Origin of the sequence: Arthrobacter sp. H5 (assembly GCF_000520595.1) — a bacterium.
GTDB lineage: Bacteria > Actinomycetota > Actinomycetes > Actinomycetales > Micrococcaceae > Arthrobacter_D.
This window is the reverse complement of record NZ_KI914995.1, coordinates 1-17,434: the sequence shown is the minus strand read 5'-3', so window position 1 is coordinate 17,434 and position 17,434 is coordinate 1. Positions and strand designations below refer to the sequence as shown.

At 62.6% G+C, this 17,434-nt stretch carries 18 protein-coding genes and 1 pseudogene; 8 read left to right on the top strand and 11 right to left on the bottom strand.

Annotated features, from left to right (window positions below; genetic code table 11):
- The 5 genes from Y708_RS24435 to Y708_RS0111165 form a co-directional block, all read right to left on the bottom strand.
- Positions 1–513 (bottom strand): nucleotidyltransferase family protein (locus tag Y708_RS24435; protein WP_035776058.1); only part of this gene is annotated, 513 nt, incomplete at its 3' end.
- Positions 513–1,325, bottom strand: a complete 813-nt coding sequence (locus tag Y708_RS0111180; protein ID WP_028280002.1) for a bifunctional allantoicase/(S)-ureidoglycine aminohydrolase — start codon at positions 1,323–1,325, stop codon at positions 513–515. The genes Y708_RS0111180 and Y708_RS24435, both read right to left, overlap by 1 nt.
- On the bottom strand, positions 1,318–2,580 hold the full coding sequence (locus Y708_RS0111175) for a DUF6986 family protein (RefSeq protein ID WP_028280001.1): 1,263 nt from the start codon (positions 2,578–2,580) through the stop codon (positions 1,318–1,320). Before Y708_RS0111175 ends, Y708_RS0111180 begins: the two co-directional genes overlap by 8 nt.
- Complete coding sequence (gene aceB / locus Y708_RS0111170; protein WP_028280000.1) at positions 2,581–4,179, bottom strand: malate synthase A; 1,599 nt, start codon at positions 4,177–4,179, stop codon at positions 2,581–2,583.
- Positions 4,180–4,190: 11 nt separating this feature from the next.
- Positions 4,191–5,576 (bottom strand): NAD-dependent malic enzyme, encoded by a 1,386-nt coding sequence (locus Y708_RS0111165; protein WP_028279999.1) that lies wholly within the window; start codon positions 5,574–5,576, stop codon positions 4,191–4,193.
- Between the two features lie 191 nt (positions 5,577–5,767).
- Here Y708_RS0111165 and Y708_RS0111160 point away from each other — a divergent pair, with 191 nt between their 5' ends.
- The 6 genes from Y708_RS0111160 to Y708_RS0111130 all read left to right on the top strand — a co-directional run bounded on the left by Y708_RS0111160 (position 5,768) and on the right by Y708_RS0111130 (position 9,441).
- Entirely contained in the window at positions 5,768–6,529 is a 762-nt protein-coding gene (locus tag Y708_RS0111160) for an IclR family transcriptional regulator (RefSeq protein ID WP_028279998.1), read from the top strand.
- Positions 6,530–7,009: 480 nt separating this feature from the next.
- A complete protein-coding gene (locus Y708_RS31050; protein ID WP_253905782.1) occupies positions 7,010–7,267 on the top strand; it encodes a class I SAM-dependent methyltransferase in 258 nt (85 codons plus the stop codon).
- A gap of 112 nt (positions 7,268–7,379) precedes the next feature.
- Positions 7,380–7,616, top strand: a complete 237-nt coding sequence (locus tag Y708_RS31045) for a hypothetical protein (protein ID WP_253905780.1) — start codon at positions 7,380–7,382, stop codon at positions 7,614–7,616.
- 207 nt (positions 7,617–7,823) lie between these two features.
- Complete coding sequence (locus Y708_RS0111140; protein ID WP_028279997.1) at positions 7,824–8,546, top strand: class I SAM-dependent methyltransferase; 723 nt, start codon at positions 7,824–7,826, stop codon at positions 8,544–8,546.
- Positions 8,547–8,579: 33 nt separating this feature from the next.
- Positions 8,580–9,020 carry a helix-turn-helix transcriptional regulator gene (locus Y708_RS0111135; protein WP_028279996.1) on the top strand — a complete coding sequence of 147 codons (441 nt, stop codon included), beginning with the start codon at positions 8,580–8,582 and terminating at the stop codon, positions 9,018–9,020.
- 10 nt (positions 9,021–9,030) lie between these two features.
- On the top strand, positions 9,031–9,441 hold the full coding sequence (locus Y708_RS0111130) for a VOC family protein (RefSeq protein ID WP_028279995.1): 411 nt from the start codon (positions 9,031–9,033) through the stop codon (positions 9,439–9,441).
- Positions 9,442–9,619: 178 nt separating this feature from the next.
- On the opposite strand, the gene Y708_RS0111125 is transcribed toward Y708_RS0111130, so the two are convergent.
- Entirely contained in the window at positions 9,620–9,982 is a 363-nt protein-coding gene (locus tag Y708_RS0111125) for a VOC family protein (protein ID WP_028279994.1), read from the bottom strand.
- Between the two features lie 241 nt (positions 9,983–10,223).
- Between Y708_RS0111125 and Y708_RS24420 the strand changes: the two genes are divergently transcribed.
- On the top strand, positions 10,224–10,946 hold the full coding sequence (locus Y708_RS24420) for an FkbM family methyltransferase (RefSeq protein WP_051478919.1): 723 nt from the start codon (positions 10,224–10,226) through the stop codon (positions 10,944–10,946).
- Between the two features lie 129 nt (positions 10,947–11,075).
- Here Y708_RS24420 and Y708_RS24415 read toward each other — a convergent pair whose 3' ends face one another.
- The 4 genes from Y708_RS24415 to uraD all read right to left on the bottom strand — a co-directional run bounded on the left by Y708_RS24415 (position 11,076) and on the right by uraD (position 14,481).
- Positions 11,076–12,638, bottom strand: coding sequence for a nucleobase:cation symporter-2 family protein (locus tag Y708_RS24415; RefSeq protein ID WP_051478918.1), 1,563 nt, complete (start codon positions 12,636–12,638; stop codon positions 11,076–11,078).
- A gap of 87 nt (positions 12,639–12,725) precedes the next feature.
- Positions 12,726–13,646, bottom strand: a complete 921-nt coding sequence (gene pucL / locus Y708_RS0111110; RefSeq protein WP_051478917.1) for a factor-independent urate hydroxylase — start codon at positions 13,644–13,646, stop codon at positions 12,726–12,728.
- A 2-nt stretch (positions 13,647–13,648) separates the two neighbouring features.
- Positions 13,649–13,990 (bottom strand): hydroxyisourate hydrolase, encoded by a 342-nt coding sequence (uraH, locus tag Y708_RS0111105; RefSeq protein WP_028279992.1) that lies wholly within the window; start codon positions 13,988–13,990, stop codon positions 13,649–13,651.
- Positions 13,987–14,481 (bottom strand): 2-oxo-4-hydroxy-4-carboxy-5-ureidoimidazoline decarboxylase, encoded by a 495-nt coding sequence (gene uraD / locus Y708_RS0111100; protein WP_028279991.1) that lies wholly within the window; start codon positions 14,479–14,481, stop codon positions 13,987–13,989. Before uraD ends, uraH begins: the two co-directional genes overlap by 4 nt.
- Positions 14,482–14,728: 247 nt before the next feature.
- Between uraD and Y708_RS0111095 the strand changes: the two genes are divergently transcribed.
- A complete protein-coding gene (locus Y708_RS0111095) occupies positions 14,729–15,745 on the top strand; it encodes a PHP domain-containing protein (RefSeq protein ID WP_028279990.1) in 1,017 nt (338 codons plus the stop codon).
- 93 nt (positions 15,746–15,838) lie between these two features.
- Here the strand turns inward: Y708_RS0111095 and Y708_RS0111090 are convergent.
- Positions 15,839–17,434, bottom strand: a pseudogene (locus Y708_RS0111090) (pyruvate dehydrogenase (acetyl-transferring), homodimeric type); the annotation flags it as partial.

Genomic DNA, 17,434 nt, shown 5'->3' with positions numbered 1-17,434 from the left:
GCCCGAAGCACCCGCGGCGGCCTGCCGCGCCGCTTCGGACGAGAAGACGATCGGGTGGCCGCGCACCAAAGGACCAACCGACGACGACGGCGCGAAGCCCGCGGCCGTCACAAACTCACCCGCGCGGCTGGGAGCAGCGTGCCGCGCCAGCAGCCGCGAAACCAGTGAGGCACTCACGCCGGGCTGATCGACCAGGGCGACCATGACGTCGTCGTGCTCGGATGCGCCACCCAGGCCGGCGTGCACACCGGCCTGAAACGACGAGCCCATCCCGGACTCCCAGTCGGGATTCAGCACAGCCTCGAAAGCGTACACATGGGGCGCTACCTCGGCGGCACCACACCCCAACACCACCACCACACGGTGGCAGCCGCCGTCGTGCAATTCAGCAGCAACGTGGGAAACCAACGGCAGGCCGCGGTAAGGAAGCAGCGCCTTGGGCCCCAAACCCAAACGCGACCCTGCACCGGCGGCCAGAAGGACACCGGTGCAGGGCCGCGAAAGATCAGGCATTAGGTCAACTTGATCTGCCGGTTGACGTCCTTGTACAGCAGATACCGGAAGTTGGACGGGCCGCCGGCGTAGCAGGCCTGCGGGCAGAACGCGCGGAGGGACATGTAGTCGCCCTCCTGGACCTCCACCCAGTCCTGGTTCAGCCGGTAGACGGCCTTGCCTTCCAGCACATAAAGCCCGTGCTCCATGACATGGGTTTCCGCGAACGGAATGACCGCGCCCGGTTCGAAGGTGACCACGTTGATGTGCATGTCGTACGCCATGTCATCGGTGGGCAGCATACGGGTGGTCCGCCATTTGTTGTCGGTGCCGGGCATGGCACCGGGCTCAATGTCCTGTTCGTTGCCAACGCGGGCCTTGGGCGTGTGACCGGCTAGCGGCTGGTACGCCTTGCGGATCCACTGGAACTTGGCCAGCTCGGCGTGGGAGTTGGAGACTTCCCAGTCCGCGCCCGGCGGGATGAAGGCAAAGCCGCCCGGCGTGAGGTCGTGCAACTCTCCCTCGAGCTTAATTGTCAGGGCACCGGAAAGCAGGAAGACGAAGGATTCGACGCCGGCCTCGGGCTCGGGGTTGGTGGAGCCGCCGCCCTGGGCTACCTCAATGAGGTATTGGGCAAACGTCGTCGCGCCTCCCGCAACGGGACGGTTAAGTACCCATGTGCGGGTACCCGTCCACTCGGGCAGTTCGCTGACCACAATGTCGCGCATGACGCCGCGCGGGATGACTGTGTACGCCTCGGTGACGACGGCGCGTCCGGTCAGCAGGTCCGTCTGCGGGGGCAGCACGGAATCGGGGGCAAAGTAGTTACTCAACTGGGGTCCTCACGTTCTTCTTGGGATGCGCTAGCGCTTCCAGATCTGCTGTGGAAATGCCTGCCAGCCCGCTGACTTCGTCGGAGCTGACGGCGCCGCAGAGCAGCCCCCGATGAACAAAGCGTGCCAGCGCGCGGGCGGTGGCGGGTTCGTCGAGGATGGCGCTCTCGTTGCGGTGGACATAATTACGAAGGCGCTGCGCCGCAGCCGGCAGCCCTTCGCGGTAGAAGGCGTACGTGGCAATAAACCGCGTAGGCAATTGCGCCGCATGCAGGTCCCACCCCTGGTAGTAGCCGCGTTCCAGCGAGCGGCGTACCAAGCGGGCATGGAGCCTCCCGGCGTTTTCAACGTCCGACGGCGACCCGATGGGGAGGATGTTCGTGGAACCATCGGACAACCTCACGCCGGTGCCGGCAACAGCAACCTGCATGACCTGCTTCGCATAGTCCGCGGCGGGATGTTCCATGGACTGGTACTCGGCCGCGATCTGCAGCGAATCGCTGTAGTCGTAGGTGCCATAGTGCAGGGCAGTCACACGGCCCTGGCCACGATGCAGCAACTCCGCCACAGGAACTGTCCCTTCGTGACTAAGGATCAGCTGCGGAGTTTCCATCTGCACCTCGAAACGCAGCCTCCCCGAAGGCAGGCCGTGGACGGCCTCCAACCGCTGGCAGGCGAAGACCATTGCCTCCACCTGGGCCACGGTGCTGACCTTCGGCAGCGTCAGGACCAGTCCGTCCGGCAGCGGGCCTTCGGTGAGCAGCCCACCGATAAAGAGGTCCAGTGTTCGCAGCGCCCTGCGGCGCGTTGCTTCCTCGAAGCACTTGAATCGGATGCCAATGAACGGCGGCGCAATGCCGTCCTTCACTGCCCTAGCCACAGCGATGGCCGCACGAAGCGCTTCGGCGTCCTCTTCGTCGTCGGGCCTGTTGCCGTAGCCGTCCTCGAAATCCAGCCGCAGGTCCTCGATGGGTTCGGAGGCAAGCTTCGCGCTCACCAACGAGGCGAGGTCCTCCGAAGCGCCCATGGAAGAGCAGAGCGCTGCCATGCCACCAGCGCGTTCGACGGCGGCCAGCGCCTCCCTGCCCCAGTCACCCGGGAGAGAGGGCTGATATTTGTCCGCTGGCATGTACACGGTGTGCACGGGCTGGCGGGTGCCGTCGTCGCCCGGATAGCCTTTTGCCAACAGCGAGTCGGTTTCAGCCAGTGCAGAGTCGATTGCCGCGTAGTCGTCGAATCCGAGCGCAAACTTCATTCAGTTCACCAACTCGTAGGCGGGCAGGGTGAGGAAATCCGTGTAGTCCTCGGAGACGCAGATGTCGGCGATCAGGCGGCTGGCGGGCTCGTAGAACTTCGCGAATGCGTCGTCTCCCACTTCACCACGCAGTTTCTCTGTTTCCTCGGCAAGGATCGAGTTGACCAGCTCCGCCGTGACTGTATTGCCGCTGTCGGCGAGCACCACCTTGTTGCGGATCTGCTGCCACACCTGCGAGCGCGAAATCTCCGCCGTCGCCGCATCCTCCATGAGATTGTGGATGGCCACGGCGCCGTTTCCGGAGAGCCAGACCGCAACATAGGCAACGGCGACATACAGGTTGGCGCGCAGGCCCACCTCGGTCACATCCCCGTCAGCGGACTCCACGTCCAGCAGCTGCGCAGCGGTGACCTCGACCTCGGGCCGCTGGCGATCAATCTGGTTGGGCCGCTCCCCCAGCACCGAGTCGAAGACCTCACGGCAGATGGGCACGAGGTCCGGGTGCGCCACCCAGGAGCCGTCGAAGCCGTCGTTCGCCTCGCGGGTTTTGTCCGCCTTGACCTTGGCGAATGCCTGCTCGGTGACAGCCGGTTCACGACGGTTCGGGATGACCGCGGCCATGCCGCCCATGGCGAAGGCGCCTCGGCGGTGGCAGGTCTTGACGAGGAGCTCCGTGTAGGCGCGCATGAACGGCGCGGTCATGGCAACCGACGCGCGGTCCGGCAGGATGTAGGACTCGCCGCCGTCGCGGAAGTACTTGATGATACTGAACAGATAGTCCCAGCGGCCGGCGTTCAGGCCCGAGGCATGATCGCGGAGCTCATACAGAATCTCGTCCATTTCAAACGCGGCGGGAATTGTCTCGATCAGCACGGTGGCGCGGATGGAACCCTGAGGTACTCCGACATAGTCCTGAGCAAAGACAAAGACTTCATTCCACAGCCGGGCCTCAAGGTGGCTTTCCAACTTGGGCAGGTAGTAGTACGGGCCGCTGCCGTTATCGAGCAGGTGCCTGGCGTTGTGGAAAAAGTGCAGGCCAAAGTCCACCAGCGCGCCGATGCCCGGTGCGCCGTCGACCGTGACGTTCTTCTCAGGCAGATGCCAGCCGCGGGGGCGGGGAACGACGACGGCGAGCGGCGCGTCCGTGCGCAGCGCGTACTCCTTGCCGTCCGGTGAGGTGAAGCTCAACGTGCCGCGTGCGGCGCCGTAAAGGTTCACCTGGGAGTCTATGACGTTGTGCCACGTGGGCGTGCTGGCATCCTCAAGGTCTGCGAGCCACACCTTTGCACCGGAGTTCAGCGCGTTGATCGCCATCTTGGCCGGTGATGCCGGGCCGGTCATCTCGACGCGGCGGTCCTGCAACTGGGGCGGTGCCTGCGCAACGGTCCAATCGTCGTCGCGCACTGACTGTGTCTCCGGCAGGAAGTCCAGGCGGCCGGTGGTGGCCACCTCTTCGCGGCGGTCAACCCGTGCGGCCAGGAGCTCGTCGCGGGTGCCGCGGAAGCGCTGGTGCAGTTGTTCGATGAACGTGAGCGCCTCGGGTGTGAGGATGGTTTCCGCACCGTCAACCGGCGTCGAATCCTTGAGTTCAATAGACATTACTGCTCCTCCTATGAGTTGGTGGCTGCTGCTGCGACGGCGGCGGCGACATCGCCCGCCACATGCGGGTCGAACACGCTCGGGATGATGAAGCTGGCGTTCAACTCATCATCGTCCACCCGCGCCGCAATTGCATCAGCTGCGGCCACCAGCATTTCGGGGGTGATGTCGGAGACGCCCGCGTCCAGCAGCCCGCGGAAGAACCCGGGGAAGGCCAGCACATTGTTGATCTGGTTGGGGAAATCGCTGCGGCCGGTCGCGACGACCGCAGCGTGCTTCGCCGCAATCACCGGATCAACCTCGGGATCGGGGTTGGCCATCGCAAACACGACGGACTTGTCGGCCATGGAGGCAATCTGCTCCTCGCCGAGGATGTTGGGGCCGCTGACGCCAATGAAAACATCCGCTCCGCTGACGGCCTCATGAAGGCTTCCGCTGAACGCCTCCTGATTGGTATTCTCGGCGATCCACTGGCGGTGCGGATCCGTGTGGTTCTGACCGCTGTGGATCGCACCCTTGCGGTCGCACGCCACAATGTTCTTGGCACCCTGGGCCTTGAGCAACTGGATGATCGCCGAGCCGGCCGCGCCGACACCGGAGACAACTATCCGGACATCCTCGATCTTCTTCTCCACAACCCGCAGGGCGTTGTTCAGCGCGGCGAGGGTGACGATGGCGGTGCCGTGCTGGTCATCGTGGAACACCGGAATGTCCAGTTCCTCGCGGAGCCGGTTCTCGATCTCGAAGCAGCGCGGCGCTGCGATGTCTTCGAGGTTCACGCCGCCGTAGACGGGGGCGAGGGCCTTCACGATCATGATGATCTCTTCCGTGTCCTGCGTGTCCAGGCAGACCGGCCACGCGTCCACATTGGCGAACTGCTTGAACAGCGCGGCCTTGCCCTCCATCACCGGAAGTGCGGCGGCGGGGCCAATATTGCCCAGGCCCAGCACTGCCGAGCCGTCGGTGACCACGGCGATGGTGTTCCGCTTTACGGTCAGACGACGGGCGTCCTCCGGGTTTTCGGCGATGGCCAGACAAACGCGTGCGACGCCGGGGGTATAGGCACGGGAGAGGTCATCACGGTTGCGGAGCGCAACCTTGGGGACGATTTCGAGCTTGCCGCCCAGGTGCATCAGGAAGGTGCGGTCGCTGAGTTTCTTCACGGTGACGCCGTCGAGCGCGTTGAGTGCGTCCCTTACCTGCTCGCCGTGGGCGGCGTCCGTGGTGTTACAGCTGACGTCAACCACAATGCTTTCGTGGTGGGACTCAGTAACGTCGAGAGCGGTGATCGAGGCGCCGGTTGCGCCGACTGCGGCTGCAAGTTCGGCGGTGGCGGTGAAGCTGGAAGGAGCCTCCACGCGCAGGGTGATTGAGTAGCCGGGGCTGGGACTCGCCATTGATCCTCCAGATAGTTAGTTTCCGTATTATGGATATTATTATCTACTAGATGGAATTGCAAACGTTGCTGTTTCCATTCTGCGGAAATCGGGTATCTTGAGAAGAGTTCCGCGTTGGATGTTTTCTTCCACTGTGCGGATAGTTTTTCATTGTTGCAAGGATTTCGCTGGAGCAAGGGTAGGAGTACCAGATGGCCGAAAAGGCTGCCGGCGGCGGCGTACAGTCCGTGGAGCGCGTCTTTGAACTGTTGGAGCTCATTACAGATGCCGGCGGTGAAGTGACGCTCAGCGAGCTCTCCTCTTCCACAGACCTGCCCCTGCCTACTATTCACCGGTTGCTGCGGACCCTGGTCACTAAGGGATACGCACGCCAGCTGCCCAACCGGCGGTATGCCCTCGGTCCGCGCCTGATCCGCCTCGGCGAGGGTGCCAACAAACAACTCGGCGCACTGGCGAGGCCACAGCTGAAGCACCTGGTGGACAGCCTGGGCGAGACTTCCAACATGGCCGTCCTTGATTCCGACATGGTCATCTACATTGCCCAGGTCCCCTCCCCACACTCCATGCGCATGTTTACCGAGGTGGGCCGCCGAGCGCACACCCATGACACCGGCGTCGGGAAGGCAATCCTGGCGCAACTTGGGGATGATGCCGTGCGCTCCATTGTTGCCCGCGCTGGTATGCCCACACCAACGGAGAAGAGCATCAAGAGCATTGACGAGCTGCTGGAGGAGCTTGGCCGCATCCGCGGGCGCGGGTACTCCATTGATGAGCAGGAGCAGGAGCTCGGAGTCCGCTGCTTTGCCATGGCCGTGCCCAACGCGCCGACTCCCACGGCAATTTCGGTGTCCGGGCCGGTGTCGAGGGTTGACGAGCGCTTTGCCGAGAAGGCTGTGCCACTGCTTCGGGCCGCGGCGCAGACCATTTCGGACGAGCTGAACCTGGCGTCCTAGCTTCCGAAAGCCGCCGCACCAGCGGACCAAGTCCTGCATGTTCTGCGGCGCGAACTGCGTGTCGCACGGCGACACGCCCAAATATCGGCCAGAGAGCGGGAAGGAGCTGCAGGATTAGGCCCGGGGTGTGTGCGGCAACCAGTGGTGACGTCAAACGCCTGGACTGTCTCCCCGTCTGGAGCGTCATCTGCTTCGTGGTCAAGGCGGGCTAACGCCGTCGTGGTGTTACAAGCGCGCTGCTTGACGCGGCAATCACCCACGCTATCCACCACAGGGCGCCGGCGCTGGAGGCCTATCCCGTGGACCCGGAGGGGAAGCGACTTAACACGAGCCTTGCCTTCGTGGGCGCAGCATCGATGTTTGAGCGGGCCGGATTTGAGCGCATGGCGGAGACCAGCGCGCGCCGTGCCGGACTGACCAGGTGGCTCATGCGGCGTGAGCTGCACGGATTGGAAGCGTCTGGCCGCTTAGGCTAAGCCCATGCCAATTGCTGACGTTCGAGCCGCTTACACCAGACGGGCGGACGAGTACACGGTGGCAGTGGGTCACATAGAAGCAGCACACCCCGCCGACCAAAAACTTGTCGCCCAATGGGTGGAGAATCTCGATGGTCCGGTCATCGACGCCGGCTGTGGACCCGGCCAGTGGACAAAGTTTCTCAAGGACCGCGGTGCTTCGATCGAAGGCGTGGACCTTGTGCCCGCCTTCGATCGCCAAGGCCCAGATAGTTTTCCCTGATGTGGGCTTTCGGGTAGGCGAGCTTCGCAATCTTGGGGTTCCTGGTGATTCACTTGCGGGCATCCTTGCGTGGTATTCACTCATCCACCTACAGCCCGTAGAACTGCCGGCCGTGTTGAGTGAATTCGCTCGGTGCATCATGCCGGGAGGAGGGCTACTGCTGGGATTCTTTGAGGGAGCTGCTGTTGAGGCTTTTCCTCACGCGGTCACTCCTGCCTACTACTGGCCCATTGACGAGATGGTTCAGCACCTCGACGCAGCGGGGCTCGAAACGATTGAGACCCAAACACGGGTCGATCCTGGTCATCGCCCCCATGCGGCCATCGTTGCCCGTCGCACCACCACCTGACTGAAATCAGCCAACAACGACGGCGCACTCTTGTGGTGGTACTCCGCTATTGCTGGTCCCATGGCATTGCGCATCTGGCGCGGCACTGGGGCTGGCCCTTTCCCGGCCAGACACCGCCAAAGACATTACGGACAATTCGGGTCCTGATGGCGACGGGTTGCCGGAACCAGGCTTGGCTCATGGACCACTGCGGGTAATACTTGCCGGATGTACTCCGACGCTGAAGCCGCTGAACTCTATAACGAGCTCAACCCGTGGGACGCCAGCGATGACTTTCACTTCGCGCTCGTGATGGCGTCGCCGTCGGTCCTTGACGTTGGCTGCGGTACCGGCTCCACGCTGCACCGGGCGCGGACGGAAGGTCACACCGGCCGGCTCGTGGGCATCGATCCGGACACGGACGCGCTGGACGTTGCACGTCGTTACCCGGACATCGAATGGGTCCAAGGCACCGCCGCGTCCATGCGCTGGGAGAACGATTTTCAGCTCGCCATCATGATGGCCAACGCCTTCCAGTGCTTCATCACTGACGAGGAGCTGCGCGATTCCCTCGCAGCCATCCATCGGGCCCTCGTCCCGGGAGGAGTGTTCGCCTTTGGCGCCCGAAACCTGCGCGCCAAAGGCTGGGAGGGTTGGAATCCGGGCAACGCAGTGGAGGTGGTGGACACGGAGGGCCGCACAGTCCGCGTCCACCACGAGGTTCAAACAGTCGACGACGACGGCGTTGTCACCTTCAGCGAGACCACCTCCTCACACGGTGGTGACGTTCTGCGCGTGGACCGGGGAAGCCTCCGGTTCCTGAGCGTCGAGCAACTGAATGGGTTCCTCGCTGAGTGGGGGTTCGACGTTGACTCGCAGCACGGCGGGTGGACCAGCGAACCGCTGACCGAAACCTCCGCCAACATTGTGACGGTTGCCCGAAAGCGCTAAGCAGTGCGCATACTGCGATGGTACTGTCATCCCATGACCCCGCAGGAGCTCGCCAATCTCGCGCATCTACGCCGGGCAAAGGACTTGATCGACCGGGAATATGCATGGCCGCTCGATGTTCCAACCATGGCCGCAAAGGCACTCATGTCGCCGGCGCACTTTTCTCGGCAGTTCCGCGCAGCCTACGGCGAGACGCCCTACAGTTACCTGCTGACCCGGAGGATCGAACGCGCGATGGCCCTGCTACGGGCGGGCATGAGCGTCACCGATGCCTGCATGGCTGTCGGCTGTACCTCGCTTGGCTCGTTCAGCTCCCGGTTCACGGAGGTGGTCGGTGAAACGCCCAGCGCGTATCGGATTGGTGAGCACAAGGCAGTTGCGTCCATGCCCGCCTGCGTGGCCAAACTGCAGACCCGTCCCGCCAGGAGATCATCGAGCAGGAACGAAGAAGCGCTACCTTCTGCCGCCGTCTAGCGTTGGTTCCATGAATATTTCACTCCAGTACTGCCACATCACAGTCCAGGACACCGACGAGTCACTAGCCTTCTACCGCGACGCCCTTGGCCTTGAGTTAAGGAACGACGTCGCATCCGGCGGACACCGCTGGGTCACCTTGGGTGCAGCCCAGCAACCTGGACTTGAGATAGTTCTCTCGGAGCCTCACGCGGGTCGTTCACAGGCCGACGGCGACGCCCTTCAGGAACTACTCACCAAGGGGACGCTTCCCATGACCGTCTTTCGGACGGACGACCTTGACGCCACTTTTGAACGTGTGCGCGCATCAGGTGCTGAGGTGCTTCAGGAACCCATCGAGCAGCCGTGGGGTCCACGCGACTGTGCGTTCCGCGACCCATCAGGCAACATGGTGCGCATCTCCCAGGCGCCGTCGTCGTAATTCGCTGCCACTCAGCCCGCCTCCTTCGCTCCTGCAGAACGGATGGCCAGCCGGACCCCACGGCTTGCCGGATGACGTCAGCCGATTCGCGCAGACCCTGCAGATACACCGGAGTGGGGCCGGCCGCCCACAAGGAAAATACTCATGTTGGTCAACCTACCTGAGGCTTGCGCGAGCTTCAGTCGTCGAACAAGCAGAACGGATGGCCAGCCGGATCTAGGAACACCCGGACGTGATCCTGCGGCTGGAACTCCGCCATGACCGCCCCCTGCTCCGTAGCGTGGGCGCACGCGGCCTCGAGGTCATCGACGTAAATGTCCAAGTGCAGCATCATCTGCGGATCGCCGGGTCCCGCCGGCCAGACCGGCCTAACGTAGTTCTCCTCGGTCTGGAAGGAGAGGCCGGCGCCACTGGGCGCCCTCAACATCACCCAGTCCGGTTCGTTGCACTTGAACTGCCATCCCAGCAGCCGGTTGTAAAAGCCTGCCAGCTCCTGGGCATCCGGCGAGTCAAGCACGGTGGCAGAAAGTTCAAACTTCATGTCGCCTCCATTCGAATCCAGTGGGCGCACACCAGTCTTCCTGCTCCCCGCTGAGATTGGAAGATTTCGGGAAGGTAGGCGCACTGTAAGGCGCTGCCTGTAGAATCTTTGAGGGCGCAATGCTCAAAGGGGATATTGTGCACAACCGGGCGACCCATCGCTGGAGGAACAGCACTTGACCCTTATCGACACAGCTTTGCCGCCAATGAGATCGCGCCTAGCACACGGTTTTCTCCACCTTTTGACTCAGTTGCGACTCGCGGAGGCGGAAGTGTTGGGGCTTCGTGCCGTGGTACGGACCGGTGACCACGTGTTCGATGTCGGCGCCGCTTACGGCATGTACACGTTTCCACTGGCCCGTATTGTTGGCGCCGGTGGACGGGTCTATTCCTTTGAGCCGCAGCCAAGGCAGCAACGAATGGCGGCCATGCTGAGCCGGATGCTTCGTATGAAAAACATCCGCGCCACTCAGTCCGTCCTTGGTGCCGAGCAGGGCGAGCACACCATGCTTCTCCCCAGTCTTTTCGGATTTCCCATCCACGGCCATGCCCATGTGATGGACGGCGTCGAGAACGCGCTCAGCCCTCAGCGTGTGCATTCCCGGCGCTGGACAACGCGGATGTCCACGGTGGATGCCTGGTGCGAGCGGCACAACGCGGAGGATGTGTCCTTCATCAAGGCCGACGTGGAGGGCTTCGAACCGAACGTGATTGCCGGGGCCATCAAGACCATCGAACAGTTCAAACCGAGCCTGCTCCTGGAGATTGAAGACCGCAACATCGGCCGCTACGGCCGCGACGCCAACCAATTCGCCAACGAGATTCGCACCCGTTGGCCCGACTACGGCATGTACATCTGGGCGGACGGCGACTGGAAGCCTGCCGCGACGGTGCGGGTCGGCGTCAGAAATTACCTATTCGCTACCGACGCGGCCTTCCTGCGGGCCGCAACCCCGCCGGCCTGAACCGGGCCGGATAGCGGATCTGCTGGCGCTCCTTCGTCACCGGCAGACCACCCACCAGGGTTTTCGGTCAATTACCGGATGCTCAGCCTGCCCGCCCGCGCCCCGTTCGCGCGGGCGGGCAGTCCGGGCCTACTGGTGCGAGGAGTCGCAGATCCTGCGGATATCCTCCACGTCACGGATCTCGCCCTTATCCAGCTTCTCCTTCACAATCTGGTATTGCTGTGCGGTGACCACGGGGATCTCGGTACCGTCAGCCGCGACCAGCTTGCCGCCCTCATAGTGGTCGCCATCCTGCAGTGCCTTCAATTCGTCTTCGCGCACCATGCGCGGTGGGCTCGCGACGAACACGGACTGCTGCTCCGAGTTGCCGCGCTTCAGGTGGTTGAAGAGCAGGTTGAGAAGCACCGCCATGATCGCGGCGGAACTGATGCCGGAGTGGAAGATGATGCCAAACCAGGTGGGGAATTCGTCGTAGAAGGTGGGCGACACAACGGGAATCATGCCGAAGGCCAAAGCCACCGCGACAATGATCAGGTTCATGTTGTCCTTGTACTCCACCTTGGCCAGAGTGCGGATGCCGCTGGCCGCAACGGTGCCGAAGAGCACAATGCCCGCCCCACCGAGCACCGGTGTGGGGACGGCTGCGACCAGCCGACCAAGCACTGGAAGCAGGCCGAGCACCACCATAATGAGTCCGCCCGCGCTCACCACATAGCGGCTGCGGACACCCGTGATCGCCACCAGACCAACGTTCTGCGCAAAGGCCGTCTGCGCAAAGGAGTTGAAGACGGGCGCCAGCGCACTGGACAGCATGTCCGCGCGCAGACCGTCGGCAATGCGGCGGGAGGTGATTTTGGTCTTGGCGATCTCGCCGACCGCGAGGATATCCGCCGTCGTCTCCGTCATGCAGACAAGGATCACAATGGTCATGGAGATGATCGCAGCGAGGTCAAACACCGGCCAGCCGAAGGCAAACGGCTGCGGGAAGGCGAAGATGGCGCCGTTGCCCACGTTGGAGAAATCGGCGAGGCCCAGCAACGCGGCCACGACCGTGCCAATCACAATCGCCAGCAGGATCGAAAGGCGGGAGATTGTGGCGTTGCCGAGCTTGCTGAGCAGCAGCACCAGCGCAAGAGTGCCGGCGGCGAGCCCAATGTTGGTCAGGCTGCCGTAGTTGTCCGCCGATGGATTTCCGCCCATGGCCCAGTTTGCAGCAACGGGCATTAGGGTCAGGCCGATGGTGGTGATAATGACGCCGGTCACCACCGGCGGGAAGAACTTGATCACCTTCGCGAAGAACGGCGCAATGGCCAGTCCGATCACCGAGGCAACCAGGACGGCGCCAAACACTGTCTGGATTCCCTGGCCGCCGCTGAGGATGGCGGTCATGGTGGCAACGCCCGCGAAGGAGACTCCTTGAACAAGCGGCAGTTGGGATCCGAAGAACTTCACCCCATAGCTCTGCAGGATGGTTGCCGCGCCGCCCACGAAAAGGCAGGACGCGATCAGGAGGGCGATCTCATCCTGTGCCATCCCTGCTGCCGTTCCAATAATCAGTGGAACGGCAATAATTCCGCCGTACATGGTAAGGACGTGCTGGAGACCGTAGGCAAAGGTGCGGCCGATCGGCAGCCGCTCATCCTCGGGGCGCTTTGGTTTAGCATGTTGTTTTGTAGAACTGACTGATTTCATGAGTATGACTTCCTTGTCTCACATGAGCGGTTGGTATGGTGGTCGGACACTTGCAGGTGTCCGGCCACCTGTGTTTCAGCAAATTTCTCAGCAAAAGCCGGGGATATTTTCCCAGATCACGGAATCTTGTTGCGCTCCTTCGCGCTCAACGGTCGCCTCGATCAGGCCGTAAGGGCGGTCGGCGGCGAAGAACACCTCGTTGGGGTTGTCCAACTCAAACGGTGCAAGGTCCACCAGGAAATGGTGGTTGTTAGGCAGGGACAGCTTGATTTCCTGGATTTCAGGGTGCGCCTCAAGAACCTGCTTGCCCATCTGGAACATGGTTTGCTGCAGTGCAAGGGAATGGGTCTGCGCGAAGGCGTCCAGAAGGATTCCGCGCACGCTCTCGTACACGGCATTGAAGTCAACGTCGGCGGTGCCGTATCGCCAACGGGCCGTGACGTCGGTGGCCAGGATCCGGTCGGTGGTTTCCTTCAGGGTGGTGTAAGTATCCTTCGGGTAGCCGTGGAACTCCGAGCCGGTGGACTTCAGCACTGTAAGGTCCTGGATGCCGGCGACAATGTGGCTCTTGTTGCCCTCGATCAGCAGAACGGCTGTGCGCGTCTCCGACTTGTTGCGGGAGAACGCGTGGTCGTGGTTGTTGATCCGTTCCCACTTGTACTGCTCGGCGGCCCAGCGGCCCCCGGTGACCCAGTCGAAGCTTGTGGTGAAGTGCTCGCCCAGGCGAAGCAGGAACGCCTCGGGTGACCCGACGCCGTCTCGCGCAAACGCAAAGACGGTGTTCTTCTGGGTATCGGTGGCAACGACCTTTGAGTTGTCGCCCTCGGTATGCGCGGTTTCGAAGTCACCGTGGAGCTGCGACGTCACGTTGAGGTCCTCGATCTCATGCCGTGCGGTGTCGCGGGTGATCTTGACGAGCCGACACTCGGCCTTGCCGTACTGGTTCTTCCCCAGGACAATTCGGCCAGTCTGTGCTGGCGTAGTGGGTTCGGTTGCAAAGGTGGTCATGGTTAGCTTCCTCGGTAGGTGGAATAGGCAAACGGGCTGATAAGGAGTGGCACATGATAATGCTGTGCCGGGTCGGTCAATTCAAAGATGAGTGCGACGGCGGGGAAGAAGGTTTCGGTTCCCGTTTCCGCGAAGTACTTCCCGGTTTCAAACTCGATGCGGTAGGTGCCCGGCTCCAAAGCCTCCGGGCCCAGGTTCCGGATGCGGCCGTCGTAGTCCGTGGTTCCGGTGGCCGTTTCCTGCCAGCCGTCCGCCGTTTGGCGGTCAAGCCGGGCGGCGACGCCGACTGCGGGACGTCCCGTACCGGTGTCCAGCACGTGGGTGGTGACATGGCTGGTGGTCATGATTCGAGGGCTCCCTTGAGTCGAAGGATTGCGATTTCGCGAAGCTGCCCGGCGATGATCGGCAGCTCCCCGCCGGGGGTATTGTTCAGGCGTTTCTGCAGCGCGGTGAGGATCTCTTCGGCGCTGCGGCCGGCGGCGCGGATGAGGAAGACCCGGCCAAACTTTTCCTCATAGGCGCGGTTGCCTTGAAGGAGTGCCTGCGCGGTGTCGTCGGACGTGTCCACGCCGGACTGTTCACGGCGGGAAAAGCCGGCCTCAGCACTTTCGCCTTCGGCCCGGTCACCGATGCGGGGATGGTGTTTGAGTGCTCCGTCAATTTCCGCTTCGGTCCAGGGATTGGCTGCCTGTCCGGCAAAGCCGAGGAGCTCCTGCTCATTGGCGAAGGGGCGGGATTCCACAATCGCGTCGATCCAGCGTGGAATGTCGGCGCAGGGCTTTAGCGTTGCGCCTGCCTCTGCGGGAGTCTGGGTGTTAAAGGACGTCAGTGTCATGGGTGTCAGCTTTCGTTGTTGAATACCACCTCAGCGCTGAACACCCTTACCCTCGGACGGATCCGATTTGACTCGATGTTTACTGCGTAGTGTTCCCTTTTTCGAGAGTTTCTACATGGTGGAATCTTTATTTCATTATTAGTGTAATGCGTCTCACATACCCACTGTCAAGTCTCTCACCGAAATAGTTTCCGTGCGACGGCACAGCCGATCCCTGTCCTGCAGGAAATTGGTGCAAGATGGACCAATGGACGCCGTCAATGCGCTCAACGAGATCGCCTTCTGGCTCGAACGCGAACTGGCACCGAGCTTCAAGGTGCAGGCATTCCGGAAGGCCGCAGAAACCATCAGTGGCCTCAACCTGGACGAGTTGAACGAGCGCGCCCGCGACGGCCGCCTCAAGAGGACCAAAGGGATCGGTTCGCGCTCTTTCGAAGTCGTCACCCAGGCGCTGGAAGGCAGGGTGCCCGATTATCTCGCTGACCTGCGTCAGCGCAGTGCTGCCCCCTTAGCCGACGGCAGCGCGTTGAACGGGCTGCTGCGCGGCGACCTGCACACCCACAGCAACTGGTCCGACGGCGGAAGCCCCATCAACCTCATGGTCGCTGCTGCCCGCTCGCTTGGCCGTGAGTATCTCGCCCTCACCGATCATTCCCCAAACTTGAAGATCGCCAACGGCCTGAGCGCGGAGCGGCTCAGCGCACAGCTGGACGTAGTGGCGGAAATTAACGACGACGACGACGGCGGCTTCCGCCTCCTCGCGGGCATCGAGGTGGACATCCTTGAGGATGGGACGCTTGACCAGACGCCTGAGATGCTGGGCCGGCTGGATGTTGTGGTAGCAAGCATTCACTCCAAACTCCGATCGGATAGGCGGACCATGACCGCCCGGATGCTCGGCGGGATCCACGATCCACACACCAACGTTCTGGGGCACTGCACCGGTCGTCTGGTGCAGGGGTCCCGTGGGACGCGGCCGCCGTCGGAGTTCGACGCCCGGAAGGTCTTTGCTGCGTGCGCGGAAAACAATGTCGCTGTCGAGATCAACTCCCGGCCAGAGCGGCAGGACCCGCCCGACGAGCTCATCAAACTGGCACTCGACGCAGACTGCCTCTTCAGCATTGACAGCGACGCCCACGCGCCGGGCCAGCTCGACTTCCTGCAGTACGGTGCCGAACGCGCGGCTGCGAACGGCGTTCCCGAGGACCGCATCATCACCACGTGGCGGTTGGAGAAGCTCCTCGCCTGGCTGAAGCACACCTGAATCCCACCCTGCATCGACTCTCCCCAAAGTGACTTTCTCAGGGCCGTTTTCGGGCTGGGAACGTCACTTTGGGGAGAGTCGATGCGTGTGGGGTTAGCTGTCGCCGCCGGTGGTTCCGGTGGTTCCGGCGTTGACGTCGTGCAGGGAGTACTTCTCGATGGCCTGGCGGGGCGCATCGGCGTCGACTTCGCCTCTGCGGGCGAGCATTTCCAGGGCACGTACGACGACGGAGTGTGAGTCGATCTTGAAGAACCGCCTGGCTGCCGCGCGGGTGTCGGAGAAGCCGAAGCCGTCTGCTCCAAGCGTCGCGAATTCGTTGGGCAGGAACTGGCGGATCTGGTCGGGGACAGCCTTCATGTAGTCGGTTACGGCGACTATCGGCCCAGTGGCTCCTTCGAGCTGCCGGGTCACGAACGGTACGCGTGGTTCCGAACCGGGGTTGAGGAAGGCGTCTTCTTCCGCGGCGAGGCCGTCGCGGCGCAGTTCGTTCCAGGACGTCACCGACCACACATCAGCGGACACCCCCCAGTCCTCCGCAAGGATCCGCTGTGCATCAATTGCCCACGGCACCGACACGCCAGAGGCGAGAATCTGCGTTCGGGGTCCGTCGATTTTGGCCGGAGCCACGAGGTAGATTCCCTTGAGAATCCCGTTCACATCAACGTTTTCCGGTTCAACTGGCTGAAGGATTGGTTCGTTGTAGACGGTGATGTAGTACATCAGATTCCGGTCATCGGAGTCCGGGCCGTACATCCGGTCCAGTCCATCCCTCATGATGTGGCCGATTTCGTACCCGTACGCGGGGTCGTAGGTGATGACTGCTGGGTTGGTGGAGGCGAGGATGGGTGAGTGGCCGTCGGCGTGCTGGAGGCCTTCGCCGGTGAGGGTGGTGCGGCCGGCGGTTGCGCCGATGATGAATCCGCGGGTCATCTGGTCCGCAGCCGCCCAGTAGGAATCGCCAGTGCGCTGGAATCCGAACATCGAGTAGAACACATAGACCGGGATCAGCGGCTCGCCGTGTGTGGCGTATGCCGTACCGGCGGCGGTGAACGCAGCCACGGAACCGGACTCGTTGATTCCGGCGTGCAGGATCTGACCCTGAATGGATTCCTTGTAGGCAAGGACCAGGTCCCGGTCCACGGAGAGATAGTTCTGCCCGTTGGGGTTATAGATCTTTGCGGTGGGGAAGAACGAGTCCATCCCGAAGGTGCGCGCCTCATCGGGAACGATGGGTACAACCCTCTTGCCGAACTCCTTGTCGCGCATCAGGTCTTTGAGTAGCCTGACGAAGGCCATGGTGGTGGCGGCTTGCTGCTTGCCGGAACCGCGTTTGGCGACTTCGTAGGCCTTGTCGCCGGGGAGCTGGATTTCGGTGTGCTTGTTCCTACGCTCAGGTACAAAACCGCCCAGCTTCTCACGGCGCTCCATGAGGTACTTGATCTCCGGAGCATCGGCCCCCGGGTGGTAGTACGGCGGGTTGTACAGGTCGTCGTCGATCTGTTCGTCGGTGACCGGGATGCGGAGGTGGTCGCGGAAGGCTTTGAGGTCGTCGTGGGTGAGTTTTTTCATTTGGTGGGTGGCGTTGCGGCCCTCGAAGTGGGAGCCCAGGCCGTAGCCCTTGACCGTCTTGGCCAGGATCACGGTGGGTTTGCCCTTGAACTCAGTGGCAGCCTTATACGCGGCGTAAAC